This window comes from Microbacterium sp. F1-18 (genome assembly GCF_052921305.1).
The window spans coordinates 1-12,046 of record NZ_JBREVD010000007.1; the positions used below are offsets into that span (position 1 = coordinate 1).

Consider the following 12,046-nt stretch of genomic DNA (forward strand, 5'->3'; position numbering starts at 1 on the left):
GTGAGGGAAACGCCCGGTTACATTCCGAACCCGGAAGCTAAGCCTCACAGCGCCGATGGTACTGCAGGGGGGACCCTGTGGGAGAGTAGGACACCGCCGGACTTCTTTCGTAAGAGGGCCACCCAATGTTGGGTGGCCCTTTTTCGTGCGCTCAGTGCGGCTGGACTTGACTGTTCGTCGGCGGTGGTGTGCAATATATTGCATGTCGCTAGCTCCCGTCGCCCGTCCCGCGTCCCTGCGCGACCACGCGTACGCGGCGCTTCGCGATGCGATCGTCAGTGGCCGGCTGGAACCCGGCGCCCGGCTTCGCGACAGTGAGCTCGAAGAGTGGCTCGGTGTGAGCCGCACCCCCATCCGGGAGGCGATCGCCCGGCTCGAAGTCGCGGGGCTGGTCCGGACGCGACGTGCGAAGGCGACCGAGGTCGCGCCGCTGGACGAGCGCGAGGCCCTGTCGGCGCAGCGGATCGCCGCAGCGTTGCATGAGCTCGCTGTCCGTGAGGCCGTGCCCCAGCTGACGGCATCGGATCTCGATGCGATGCGTGCCGCGAACGCCCGGTTCGCCGAGGCACTGCGGGCGAGCGACGTGGAGGGCGCCGTCACTGCGGACGACGAGTTCCATCGGGTGGCTGTCGATGCGAGCGCCAACCCGCTGCTCGGCACTCTGCTCGAACAGGTGACGCCCTTGCTGCGGCGGCTCGAACGCGCACGCTTCTCTAGTCTTGCGGGGCGCGACTCCGTCTCTGCGCATGCGCGCATCGTCGAGCTGTGCACTGCGGGCGATGTCGATGCCGCCGCGTCCGCGACACGTGAGAACTGGCTGACCCTCGAGCGCCTGTTGACCCATCCCGATCCCGCCTGAGCTCCACCCGACTGCAGGAGTACCGATGTCTCTCGCCGATTTTCCCCGCCACTCGCTGACCTTCGGTCCGAGCCCGATCCATCCGCTGGATCGTCTCTCCGCCCATCTCGGTGGTGCGCGCATCTGGGCCAAGCGCGAGGACGTGTCGAGCGGTCTCGCCTATGGCGGCAACAAGACCCGCAAGCTCGAGTACATCGTGCCCGACGCCCTCGCGCAGGGCGCCGACACCCTGGTGTCCATCGGCGGCATCCAGTCGAACCACACGCGTCAGGTCGCGGCGGTCGCCGCCCACCTCGGGTTGCGAGCCGTCGTCGTCCAGGAGAACTGGGTCGACTGGCCGGATGCGGTCAACGACCGCGTCGGCAACATCCTGCTCTCGCGGCTGATGGGCGCGGATGTCCGGCTCTCACCCGCGGGCTTCGACATCGGGTTCCGCGATTCGTGGAAGGAAGCGATCGCCGACGTCGAGGCGGCGGGGGGCAAGCCCTACGCGATTCCCGCAGGTGCCAGCGACCACCGCCTCGGCGGGCTCGGGTTCGCGAACTGGGCTCATGAGGTGCGTCAGCAGGAGGAGCAGCTCGGGGTGTTCTTCGACACCATCGTCGTCTGCACCGTGACCGGCTCGACCCACGCCGGCATGGTGGCGGGCTTCGCCGACCTCGCGGCGAACTTCGGCGACCGTCCGCGTCGCGTCCTGGGCATCGACGCGTCGGCGACGATCGAGAAGACCCGCGACCAGGTGGAGCGCATCGCACGCCGCACGGCGGAACTCATCGGCGTCGGCCGCGAGCTGCGTGATGACGAGATCCAGGTGCTCGAGGGATGGGCAGGCGAGAAGTACGGCATCCCTGTCGCGTCCACGGACGAGGCCATCTTCCTCACGGGACGTCTCGAGGGCGTCATCCTCGACCCGGTCTACGAGGGGAAGTCGATGGCGGGTCTGATCGACCTCGTCTCATCGCGCGAGATCCCGGCAGCGTCGAACGTGCTCTACGCACACCTGGGCGGGCAGCAGGCGATCAACGCATACAGCGGCCGCTACCACTGAGTGCCGTCAGCGCCGCGTCGAAACCGTCACGGTGAACTTCGGGTCACGAGCGATCTGGCGCGTGGGGCCGACGATGCGTTCGAGTTCCGAGCGGTAGCGGAGGGCCGAGTTCCACACGCACCAGAGTTCGCCGCCGGGGCGGAGCACGCGGGCGGCGTCGCGGAAGAGGCGCGGCGCGACTCGGTCGCTCACGGATGCGCCGGAGTGGAAGGGCGGGTTCAGCGCGATAAGGGATGCGCTCGCGTCGGCGCGGCGAGACAGCAAGTCATCGCGAGCGACCTCGACACGGTCGGACACGCCGTTGGCGCGCATGGTGGCGTCTGCGGAGGCGACGGCGGCGGCCGACTGATCCGACGCGTAGACGCGGGCGGCGGGATGGCGCGTCGCCCAGGTCGCCGCGACGATGCCCGTGCCGCACGCGAAGTCGATCCACGGGTCTTCGGCGGTGCCACCCGCAGTGGGCGCCGGGAGGTTCTCGAGCAGCAGCCGGGTACCGATGTCGACGCGGGCACCGGCGAAGACGCCTCCGAAGGCCCGGATCTCCAGGCCGTCGATGCGCGCCGCGCGAGCCTCGGGCAGTGAGTCAGCGAGGGGCCGCCGCGCGATCAGCACCCGTGACTTCCCCCGCGCGTGCGTGACGTCCACCCGCTCGAAAGCTCCACGAAGCACGTCGTTCATGGCCAGTGACATGTGCTTGATACGGCCACCGGCGTAGACGACGACATCGGGTGAGGCGGCGGCGGCGGCGATCGTGGCGGCGATGTCTGCCAGGGCATCGAGCGATCGCGGCAGGCGCAGCAGCACGGTCCGCGCGCCGGCGACGAGCGCGGTGTCGAGGGGGAGTGAGGCGAATCGGGCGTCGGGCATGAGACGCTCCGCGTTCGCGGCGAGGGCGGCCTCGCCGCTCAACGGGTCCTGGTGGACGCGGATGCCGGTAGCGCCCTCATCGGCCGCTCCGAGCGTGAGCGCGCCGTAACCGTCACCGATGACGGTGAGCTCGCCGGGACCCGTCGTGGCGCGAGCCGACGCGGACTCGTCGAGAATCAGCCGGTCGGCGGAATCGGCGGCGACGAGACCGGGCGCCTCGACGTCGGGCCAGCGGCGGAGAAGTGAGAGATCGAGCGCGCCGGACACCCGGGTAAGCCTAGCGGGGCGTATCGCAAGGGTTCGACGGTCGGGCGGGAGGAGCGCACACTGGAGGCATGAGAACCCTGCTTCGCCGGCTGCTCGCCGGTGCCATGATCTTCGCCGGACTGAGCCATCTGTTCTGGGCGCGGCGAGACTTCCAAGCGCAGGTGCCCGATGTCGTTGTCGAGAAGCTGCCGATCGATCGGGACGGCGTCGTCGTCGCGTCCGGAGCCGTCGAGGCGCTGTTCGGTCTCGCGCTCCTCGCGCTCCCGCGCGAGCGTTCGCGCATCGGAGCACTGCTCGCGGGGTTCTTCATCGCGGTCTTCCCCGGCAACGTCGATCAGTGGCGCAAGGGACGGAGTGCCTTCGGACTCGACACGGATCGTCGTCGCTTCGTGCGGCTGTTCTTCCAGCCGGTGCTCGTGGCGTGGGCGTGGTGGTCGACCCGTCAGCCGCGCGACGCGGCGTAGCGATGCTCCGGCCGCCCCGTCGAGCCGTAACGCAATCTGACGTCGACGACGCCGCGGCCCGCCATCGTCGCGAGATGGCGCTGCGCCGTCGCTCGTGAGATGCCGCACTCGGCCGCGATCTCGCCGGCCGAGGCCTCTCGATCGCCGAGGGTGGCGAGGATCATCTGCTCGGTCGCCGAGCGGGTCGTCGTCGCGGGGCCGCCGTGAACGATGGAGAGTGCGCGATCGATGTCGTCCTGCTCCAGCTCGACGGCGTCGAGGACGTTGCGAAAGCGTGCGTACCGCTCCAGACGCTCGCGGAGAGCGCGGGCATCGAACGGTTTGATCAGGTAGCCGATGGCGCCCGCACGCAGGGCGCGCCGCACCGTCTCGGCGTCGGACGCGGCCGACAGGACGATGGCATCGACGTCGATGGAGCGCACGAGCTCGACTCCTTCGCCGTCGGGCAGGTAGTTGTCGACGAGGACGAGATCGGGACGGTGCTCCGCGATCGCCGAGCGCGCCGCCGCGACCGACCGCAGCGGCTCGAGGGCGCGGAACCCGGGCACCGAGTCGACGGCGTCGCGGTGCAGGTCCGCCACGCGGAAGTCGTCGTCGACGACGAGGACACGCAGCGGGGCAGTCGTGGTCATGAGCCGTCCTCCTCGGGGCGGGGTGCGGTGGTATCGGTCGTGTCGGCAGTGGTGTCTCTGGCGTCGCGGGCGGGGGCGCGGAGCACGCCCGGCAGTCGCGCCGCGAAAACGGCTCCGGATGCCGCAGGCGCCTGGCCGCCGGGGTCGATCAGCCACACGTCGCCACCGAGACGGCGCGCCAGCTCGCGTGAGAGCGGCAAGCCGATTCCGCGTCCGCGGACCCGGTCGTCCTCCGGCTCCGCGGCCGGCGCGAAGACGTCTCGGCCCGTCGGCACGCCAGGCCCCGAATCGGCGACGGTCGTGACGAGTGCGTCGCCGTCGCCGAAGAAAGTGACCTCGACCCAGCGGGGCTCGGAGCCGCGGGCGGCGGCGGTGACGGCATTGTCGATGAGGTTGCCCATGACGGCGGCCGCGTCCTCCACGCGAGCCAGCTCGCCGAGGACGAGCGTGTCTTCACCGACGGCGACGCTGACACCGCGCGCGGCTGCTTCGCTCGCCTTCGCCGCGAGGAGGGCCTGCAGGAAGAGATCGTCGATCCGCTCGATGTGTGCGACGGCGGTGGCCACGCTGCCCCGCTCGAGGAGCTCGTCGAGGAATGCCCGTGCGTCAGCGACCCGCTCGGCGTCGATCAGGCCCGCGGCGACGTGCAGGCGATTCGAGAACTCGTGCCGCTGCACCCGCAGGGCCCCCGTCACGGTCCGCACCGAAGAGAGCTGCTCATCGAGCTCGGCGACATCCGTGTGATCCCGGACGATCACCACGTCACCGAGCTCGCGGCCACCGTGTCGCACCGGATGCACGTCGACGGTCAGCACGCGGTGCCCGACCACCACGCGGTGCAGTGGCACTCCTTCTCTGATCGCGGACACGACGGTGTCCGGCAGCGCAAGCGCGGAGAGCGGCCGTCCCACAGAGCCGTCGAGACCGAGCAGTCGCTCAGCAGCCTCCGAGGCGACCCGCACGACGCCGGTCTCATCGAGGGCGAGTACCCCGTCACCGATGCCGTCGAGCACCGCGCTCTGCTGCTGCACAAGGGCCGTCAGCTCTTCGGGCTGCAACCCGAGGGTCGTCTTCTCCCAGCGGCGCCGCAGCACCGAGCCCGCGGCTACGCCGACGCCGAGCGCGAGCATCGCGGCGACGCCGATGGCGAGCAGCACCGAGGGCAGGTCGTCGAGCACGCTTCCCTCTTCGAAGCCGACGCTGACCTCGCCGACCGGCCCGCCGCCGCCGGGCGGCAGGACGGGCACCTTCGCCCGTGCCGAGCGTCCGAGGGTCCCGACCTCCCAGTCGACGACCTCCGCACCGCTGAGAACCCGATCGAAGGGGGTGGACACGGTCTCACCGAGTCGCTGTGCGTTCGGATGGGCGAGGCGGATGCCGTGGTCGTCGGTGATCACGACGAAGAGCGCGTCGGTCCGCTCCGCGACGGCGAGGGCTGTGCTCTGCAGCGCTCCGTCGACGAGGTCGGCGGCAGCCGGCGTGCCGGGGTCGTCGGACCACCGGGCGACGGCGGCCCGCACCTCCGGGGCCGCGGCCACGGAGCGGGCGATGTTGAGGGCGTTCTCCTCGGCGGCGCTTCGCACCTGTGTCACCGCGATCACGGCGAACGCCCCGGTGCACAGGAGCAGCACCGTCGCGACGACGGCCAGCTGCACGAGGAAGAGTCGCGTCGTGAACCGCATCCGACCTCCTGTGCTCTCGCGCGCAGAATGCGCAGAACACACGCTACGCGCTCAAGTCACCCGAATGCTCTCAAGCGCGCGGGTCGCCTGCAGCGCGGCCTAGATTCGACCGATCGCACCGCTGGTCCGTGCAGCCGCCGACGAAGGAGTCGACATGACCATCCCCGCCATCCTCGCCGCCGCCGCGGACGAAAAGGCCTACGACCTCGCGTTCCTGCCGCCCGAGGGCGTGCTCGTCGCGCTCGGGTTCACGATGGTGCTCACCTTCATGGCACTCATCATGACCCGCAGGCTCACGCCGATGGTGGCCCTCATCCTCGTGCCGACCGCCTTCGGCCTCTTCGCGGGCGCGGGGCTGGGGCTCGGCGACATGATCATCGACGCCATCACGAGCATGGCGCCGACGGCCGCCCTGCTCATGTTCGCGATCATGTACTTCGGCATCATGATCGACGTGGGGCTCTTCGACCCGCTCATCCGGGTGATCACCCGCGTGCTGAAAGACGACCCCGCGAAGGTCGTGCTCGGCACCGCCGTGCTCGCGGCCGTCGTGTCGCTCGACGGCGACGGCTCGACAACCTTCATCATCACGACCTCGGCGATGCTGCCGATCTACCTGCGGCTGGGCATGAGCCCCGTCGTGCTCACCTGCGTCGCGGGTCTGATGAACGGGACGATGAACATCGTGCCGTGGGGTGGGCCGACCGTGCGGGCGGCGTCGGCGCTCGGGCTGCAGCCGACCGACGTCTTCGTGCCGATGCTGCCCTCCCTGGCGGCCGGCATCGTCGTCTCGCTGACCTTCGCCTGGTTCCTCGGTCTCTCGGAGCGACACCGGCTCGCCGGCAGCATCGACACCTCGCGCCTCGGCGGGGGAGACGGCGTGCTCGGCGGGCCGAAGCTCTTCCGCGGCGCCGACCCTCGTCCGGGCGCCCTCGCCACACTGCGCACCGGCAACGTCGTGACCGTGCGTGGGCGCAAGCCCGTTCCGGCGGCGCAGTGGGTCGAGGAGCGCGACACCGCCATGGCCGACACGATGCTCGATCCGAATCGTGCGACGCTGCGTCCGCGCCTGGTGTGGGTCAACCTCGCGCTCACGCTCGTGGTGATGGTTCTGCTGGTGCTCGACCTGTTCCCGCTCGCGTACGTCTTCATGGTGGGCGCCGCTCTCGCCCTCGTGATCAACTTCCCCAAGCTCAAGCAGCAGGCCGATGAGATCGTCGCCCACGCACCCTCGATCGTCGGTGTGGTCTCGATGGTGCTGGCCGCCGGCGTGCTCGTGGGTGTGCTCAACGGCACCGGGATGGTGGCGGCGATGGCCTCGTGGGTCACCGAGGTCATCCCGACGCAGCTCGGACCTCACCTGGCCGTGATCACGGGAGTCCTGTCGATCCCGTTCACGTTCTTCATGTCGAACGACGCGTTCTACTTCGGCATCCTCCCGATCCTCGCCGAGAGCGCCGCGACCTACGGGATCGAGCCGGTCGAGATGGCGCGTGCATCGATCACCGGGCAGCCGGTGCACCTGCAGAGCCCGCTCGTGCCCGCCATCCTGCTGCTCGTGTCGCTGGCCAATGTCAACCTCGGCGACCACCACAAGAAGGTGCTGTGGCGCGCCGCGATCGTGTCGCTCGTGATGCTCGCCGTCGCGGTGCTCGTGGGCGTCGTGCCCTTCGCCGCCTGAGGACGCTCAGCCTTCCTGCGGGTAGCGCACACCGATCTGATCGCGGATGTCGTCGAGCACGCCCATGATCGCGACGGTCTCGGCGATCGGCAGGATATCGCCGTCGATGCGTCCTGCGGCGATGAGCGCTTCGGCCTCGAGCGCCTGGAACTGCATGCCGCGCCCCTCGATCTCGGACCGGTACTCCTCGAGCACCGTGCCGTCGTGGGACACGACGCGGAAGTCGGTGGCGGCGTACCAGACGCCCGAGACCTCGATGCGTGCCTCCGAGCCGACGATGTGAGCGGTGTTGGGGCCGGCGCCGCGCGACGACGACACGGTCGTCGAGATCGCGCCCGAGGGGTGGGTCATGACGGTGGCGACCTCGGCGTCGGCGCCCGTCTCCATCAGCCGGGCGAGTGCGCGGACCTGAGTCGGAAGCCCGAGCAGGTCGCAGACGAACGACACGGGGTAGATGCCGAGATCGAGCAGCGCGCCGCCGCCGAGCGAGAGGTCGTTGAGGCGATGAGAGGGGTCGTCCGAGATCCGCTGCGTGTGATCGGCGAACACCGTGCGGATCTCGCCGAGCGTGCCGGCAGCCACGATCTCCCGCAGACGGACCATGTGCGGAAGGTAGCGGGTCCACATCGCCTCCATGACGAGGACGCCCGCGTCGGCGGCCAGATCACGCAGCGCGACGGCCTCGTCGCGGTTGAGCGTGAAGGGCTTCTCGACCAGCACGTGCTTGCCGTGCTGGATCGCGAGCGCGGCAGCATCGCGGTGGCCGGGATGGGGGGTGGCGATGTAGATGATGTCGACGTCGGGATCCGCCGCGAGCTGCTCGTACGAGCCGTGCGCATGGGGGATGCCGTATTCGTCGGCGAAGCGGCTCGCGGACTCCGGTGTGCGCGAGCCGACGGCGGTGACCTCGCGGCCGGCCGTGCGGAGGTCGCGGGTGAATGCGTGGGCGATGCCGCCGGTGGCCAGGATGCCCCATCGCAGGCCGGCGTGCGATGTGCCGGACGTCGTCTCGTTCGTCATGAGGCGAGCCTAGCCAGCGGGGCGGCGACCCGCGCGGCGTAGGCTCGCCTCGTGGACACCGCCGCCGTCGAACGCCTCCGCGAGCTCCTGCGGATCCCGACCGTCTCGCATGCCGCGCCTGCGGAATCGGATGCCGCTCACCTGAGCCGCTTCCGCGAGACTCTCCGTCGTCTCTATCCCCGTGTGCATTCCGAGCTCGAGCTCGAGCTGGTGGGGGAGCACGCGATGCTCTACCGCTGGCCCGGCCGGGCCCCCGATGCCCCGCTCGTGCTCATGGCGCATTACGACGTCGTTCCCGTCGTGCCCGATGAATGGACCCACCCGCCGTTCGATGCCGTCCTCACCGGCGACGGCGCGGAGGCGACGATCCACGCCCGCGGCGCGATCGACGACAAGGGCTCGCTCGTGGCGATCCTCGAGGCCGTCGAGGCCCTCGTCGACGAGGGGTGGCGGCCGGCGCGCGATGTCTACCTCGCCTTCGGCCACGACGAAGAGGTGGCCGGCCTCGGCGCGCCCGCGGTCGTCGAGGTGCTGCGGGACCGCGGCATCCGGCCCGCCCTCGTGCTCGATGAGGGCGGCGCGGTCGTGTCGGGCGCCGTCCCCGGTGTCGAGGTCGAGACCGCGATGATCGGCGTCGCCGAGCGAGGCGTCATGACCCTCGATCTGACGGCCCGCGAGGCGGGAGGTCACGCGTCGACGCCGCCGCGGCTCCCCGCCACCGCGAGACTCGCGCGGGCGATCGACCGGCTGCACCGTCATCCGGCTCCGATGCGACTCGTGCCACCGGTACGCGCGATGTTCCGCACCCTCGCACCGTTCGCCCGCGAGCCTTTCCGCTTCGTCTTCGCGAACCTCGCCGTCACCGGGGCCCTGCTCGCCCGAGCCCTGCCCCGGTTCGGCGCCGAGACCAACGCCCTCGTTCGGACGACCGCGGTGGTGACCGAACTCAGCGGCGCGGACGGCGAGAACGTGCTCGCGACGACCGCCCGCGCAGCCGTCAACATCCGCCTGCTCACGGGCGACACCGTCGCCGCGGCGACCGAGCGTGCACGACGAGCCATCGCCGACCCCCACATCGAGATCGAGGTGCGCCACGGCTCGGACCCGTCGCCCGTGTCTCCTTGGCGGGGTGAGGGGTGGCGGCGCGTCGCGACAGCGGTCGGGTCCGCCCTCGGCACGGATGTCGTCGCGACTCCGTATCTGCAGCTCGGGGCGAGTGACAGCCGGTGGTTCACCGCGATCTGCGAGAACGTCTACCGCTTCGCGCCCTTCCGCCTCACGGCATCCGAGCGTGAGGCCCTCCACGCTCACGACGAGCGCATCCGGGTCGACGTCTGGTTGCGGGGGATCGGCTTCTACCGCGACCTGCTGCGCCTCAGCTGACCTGGCTGCGTCTCAGCTGACCCGACTGCGTCTCGGCGGCACGTCGGAGACGCCCGTGAGGAACGCGACGATGTCGTCGGCGCTCGCCGAGATCTCCGGGCCGCGCCCGAACGTCCACCCGGCGTCGGTCGCACGGACGGTGTGCCCGGCGATCGCGGCGCGTCGCGCGAACGGCGCGTTCGTCGAGGCCGCGAGCGCGACCGTCCCGGCGACGTCGAACGGCAGCGGCGGCCGCTCGCCCGGCAGCCGGAGGTACGCGCGCGCGACGGCCGTGAGATCGCGGCCGGAGCGCCGTCGGCCGCGGACGACAGCGTCGGCGAGGTCGGTGAGGGAAGCGCGGCCGTCGTCGCCCGTCAGCCCGGCCTCGTCGATGAATCGCCGGCGACGGTCGTCGGGTTGCGCGTCGAGCACGGCGGCCGCGAGCGTGAGGACGGCTGCGATCTGGACCCGGCGGTCGGCGGGCGCCGCGGCGTCGGCATCCGGTGACCGGTGGCTCAGAGGCAGGAAGCGCGCCAGGTCGGACATGCGGTCAGCATACGGCGGCGAGGGAGCGCCGGGGCGGTGCGTCGGTCGTGTGACGCGGAAGCCTGCTGTCACACCACCTCCGCATGCCCGTGTGACTGTCACATTCCCTCGACCGCGTGTTTTCGAAACTCGCGGTGCATAATGGGCTCGAGCCGATGTGACCGTGCGCATCGGGCCGGAGGAAGCATGAGCGAGGACGCTGCAGGCCGTCGCCCGAGCATTCGCGATGTCGCGCGACTGGCCGGTGTGTCGCACCAGACGGTGTCGCGCGTCCTCAACAATCACCCGAGCATCCGCGTCGAGACCAAGGAGCGCGTGCTCGCCGTGATGGCGGAGCTCGACTACAGCCCCAACCGCGCCGCTCGTGCCCTGGTGACGAGCCGGTCGCACACCATCGGCGTGCTGACGTCATCGGCGACGCAGTACGGGCCGGCATCCTCCATCGCGGCGATCGAAGCCGCCGCCCGCGAGCGCGGCTACTGGGTCTCGACCGCCAACGTCGATGCGCGCGAACCGAGCTCGATCCAGGCCGGTCTCGCGCACCTGGTGGCCCAGGCAGTCGAGGGGCTCGTCGTCATCGCGCCGCAGGTGCGCGTGTTCCGCGCCCTCGCCGCGCAGCCGATCGGCATCCCCTACGTCACGCTGCAATCGACGGAGGTGGATCCGGGGCACGCGCTCTCGGTCGACCAGATCGCCGGCGCTCGTCTGGCCACGCGGCATCTGATCGAGCTCGGCCACCGGTCGATCTACCACATCGCCGGTCCGCAGGACTGGATCGAGGCCGAAGCCCGCATGCGCGGATTCCTCGAGGAGATGAGCGACTCCGACATCCCCACGACCGCTCCGGTGCTGGGGGACTGGACCGCGGAGTTCGGCTACTACGCCGGCCGCGAGCTGCTGCGGGTGCGCGACTTCACGGCCATCTTCTCGTCGAACGACCAGATGGCGCTCGGGCTTCTGCACGCGATCCGCGACGAGGGGTTGGACTGCCCCCGCGACATCAGCATCATCGGGTTCGACGACATCCCCGAGGCGGCGCACTTCTGGCCGCCCCTGTCGACGGTGCGTCAGGATTTCGCCGAGCTGGGCCGCCGCTGCGTGGACCTGCTGCTCGGCCACGGCTCGGGCGAGGTGGACCCGGCCGTACTCGTTCCCGAACTGGTCGTGCGTTCCTCGACCGGTCCGCGGCGCTGAGTCGTCGTTATCGATCCGAGACACGCCGGGAGTTGACACCCCGGTTCCGACCCTGGCTATAGTGTCGCAATGTGAACGGTCACATTGACTGTCACACGATCGAGGCCCGCCGATGGTGGCCGGGCGAAGGAGCACTCGAGTGGCACGCAACGCAGCGATCAGCAGCGAGTACGTCGACGGCGTGAAGGTCGAAGTCGCGGTAGCGCGGGTTCGGGCCGAGGTGGCGTCGTTGCACGCGGAGCTGGTGCGTTACGGGCTGGTCGTGTGGACCGGCGGCAACGTGTCGGGGCGGGTTCCGGGGGCTGATCTGTTCGTGATCAAGCCGTCGGGGGTGTCGTATGACGAGTTGGCTCCGGAGAACATGATCGTGTGTGATCTGGATGGCCGTGTGGTGCCGGGTACGCCGGGTGCTGATCGGTCGCCG

The 12,046-nt window shown here is 70.5% G+C and carries 12 protein-coding genes and 1 rRNA gene; 8 read left to right on the forward strand and 5 right to left on the reverse strand.

What is annotated here, in order from left to right; translation table 11 throughout:
• The 3 genes from rrf to ACU6RU_RS15725 form a co-directional block, all read left to right on the forward strand.
• Window positions 1-102: ribosomal RNA gene (gene rrf / locus ACU6RU_RS15715) — 5S ribosomal RNA — on the forward strand; the annotation flags it as partial.
• Window positions 103-202: 100 nt separating this feature from the next.
• Complete coding sequence (locus ACU6RU_RS15720; RefSeq protein WP_446727019.1) at window positions 203-859, forward strand: GntR family transcriptional regulator; 657 nt, start codon at window positions 203-205, stop codon at window positions 857-859.
• Between the two features lie 25 nt (window positions 860-884).
• Complete coding sequence (locus ACU6RU_RS15725) at window positions 885-1,907, forward strand: 1-aminocyclopropane-1-carboxylate deaminase (RefSeq protein ID WP_446727020.1); 1,023 nt, start codon at window positions 885-887, stop codon at window positions 1,905-1,907.
• A 6-nt stretch (window positions 1,908-1,913) separates the two neighbouring features.
• On the opposite strand, the gene ACU6RU_RS15730 is transcribed toward ACU6RU_RS15725, so the two are convergent.
• On the reverse strand, window positions 1,914-3,041 hold the full coding sequence (locus ACU6RU_RS15730; RefSeq protein WP_446727021.1) for a class I SAM-dependent methyltransferase: 1,128 nt from the start codon (window positions 3,039-3,041) through the stop codon (window positions 1,914-1,916).
• A gap of 68 nt (window positions 3,042-3,109) precedes the next feature.
• Here ACU6RU_RS15730 and ACU6RU_RS15735 point away from each other — a divergent pair, with 68 nt between their 5' ends.
• Window positions 3,110-3,505 carry a DoxX family protein gene (locus ACU6RU_RS15735; RefSeq protein ID WP_120265334.1) on the forward strand — a complete coding sequence of 132 codons (396 nt, stop codon included), beginning with the start codon at window positions 3,110-3,112 and terminating at the stop codon, window positions 3,503-3,505.
• On the opposite strand, the gene ACU6RU_RS15740 is transcribed toward ACU6RU_RS15735, so the two are convergent.
• On the reverse strand, window positions 3,484-4,137 hold the full coding sequence (locus ACU6RU_RS15740; protein WP_446727022.1) for a response regulator: 654 nt from the start codon (window positions 4,135-4,137) through the stop codon (window positions 3,484-3,486). The genes ACU6RU_RS15735 and ACU6RU_RS15740 overlap by 22 nt on opposite strands.
• Entirely contained in the window at window positions 4,134-5,819 is a 1,686-nt protein-coding gene (locus tag ACU6RU_RS15745) for an ATP-binding protein (RefSeq protein ID WP_446727023.1), read from the reverse strand. The genes ACU6RU_RS15740 and ACU6RU_RS15745 overlap by 4 nt, the downstream gene beginning before the upstream one ends.
• Window positions 5,820-5,973: 154 nt before the next feature.
• On the opposite strand from ACU6RU_RS15745, the gene ACU6RU_RS15750 reads away from it, so the two are divergent.
• A complete protein-coding gene (locus tag ACU6RU_RS15750) occupies window positions 5,974-7,500 on the forward strand; it encodes a CitMHS family transporter (protein ID WP_446727024.1) in 1,527 nt (508 codons plus the stop codon).
• Between the two features lie 6 nt (window positions 7,501-7,506).
• Here the strand turns inward: ACU6RU_RS15750 and ACU6RU_RS15755 are convergent, their stop codons facing one another.
• Window positions 7,507-8,520: a Gfo/Idh/MocA family protein gene (locus tag ACU6RU_RS15755; protein WP_446727025.1), complete on the reverse strand. Its 1,014-nt coding sequence runs from the start codon at window positions 8,518-8,520 to the stop codon at window positions 7,507-7,509.
• 51 nt (window positions 8,521-8,571) lie between these two features.
• Between ACU6RU_RS15755 and ACU6RU_RS15760 the strand changes: the two genes are divergently transcribed.
• The gene (locus ACU6RU_RS15760) at window positions 8,572-9,903 is read left to right on the forward strand and encodes a M20/M25/M40 family metallo-hydrolase (protein WP_446727026.1); all 1,332 of its coding nucleotides are present in this window, start codon (window positions 8,572-8,574) and stop codon (window positions 9,901-9,903) included.
• Window positions 9,904-9,915: 12 nt separating this feature from the next.
• Here the strand turns inward: ACU6RU_RS15760 and ACU6RU_RS15765 are convergent, their stop codons facing one another.
• Complete coding sequence (locus ACU6RU_RS15765) at window positions 9,916-10,428, reverse strand: hypothetical protein (RefSeq protein ID WP_446727027.1); 513 nt, start codon at window positions 10,426-10,428, stop codon at window positions 9,916-9,918.
• A 186-nt stretch (window positions 10,429-10,614) separates the two neighbouring features.
• Between ACU6RU_RS15765 and ACU6RU_RS15770 the strand changes: the two genes are divergently transcribed.
• Window positions 10,615-11,622, forward strand: a complete 1,008-nt coding sequence (locus ACU6RU_RS15770) for a LacI family DNA-binding transcriptional regulator (protein ID WP_446727028.1) — start codon at window positions 10,615-10,617, stop codon at window positions 11,620-11,622.
• A gap of 157 nt (window positions 11,623-11,779) precedes the next feature.
• A partial coding sequence (locus tag ACU6RU_RS15775) for a class II aldolase/adducin family protein (protein ID WP_446727029.1) occupies window positions 11,780-12,046 on the forward strand: 267 nt, incomplete at its 3' end.

Bases quoted from the DNA above. Each gene is read 5' to 3' on its own strand.
- ACU6RU_RS15765 (WP_446727027.1), bottom strand. From the start codon at position 10,428: ATGTCCGACCTGGCGCGCTTCCTGCCTCTGAGCCACCGGTCACCGGAT.
- ACU6RU_RS15770 (WP_446727028.1), top strand. From the start codon at position 10,615: ATGAGCGAGGACGCTGCAGGCCGTCGCCCGAGCATTCGCGATGTCGCG.
- ACU6RU_RS15740 (WP_446727022.1), bottom strand. From the start codon at position 4,137: ATGACCACGACTGCCCCGCTGCGTGTCCTCGTCGTCGACGACGACTTC.
- ACU6RU_RS15720 (WP_446727019.1), top strand. From the start codon at position 203: ATGTCGCTAGCTCCCGTCGCCCGTCCCGCGTCCCTGCGCGACCACGCG.
- ACU6RU_RS15755 (WP_446727025.1), bottom strand. From the start codon at position 8,520: ATGACGAACGAGACGACGTCCGGCACATCGCACGCCGGCCTGCGATGG.
- ACU6RU_RS15750 (WP_446727024.1), top strand. From the start codon at position 5,974: ATGACCATCCCCGCCATCCTCGCCGCCGCCGCGGACGAAAAGGCCTAC.
- ACU6RU_RS15735 (WP_120265334.1), top strand. From the start codon at position 3,110: ATGAGAACCCTGCTTCGCCGGCTGCTCGCCGGTGCCATGATCTTCGCC.
- ACU6RU_RS15725 (WP_446727020.1), top strand. From the start codon at position 885: ATGTCTCTCGCCGATTTTCCCCGCCACTCGCTGACCTTCGGTCCGAGC.
- ACU6RU_RS15745 (WP_446727023.1), bottom strand. From the start codon at position 5,819: ATGCGGTTCACGACGCGACTCTTCCTCGTGCAGCTGGCCGTCGTCGCG.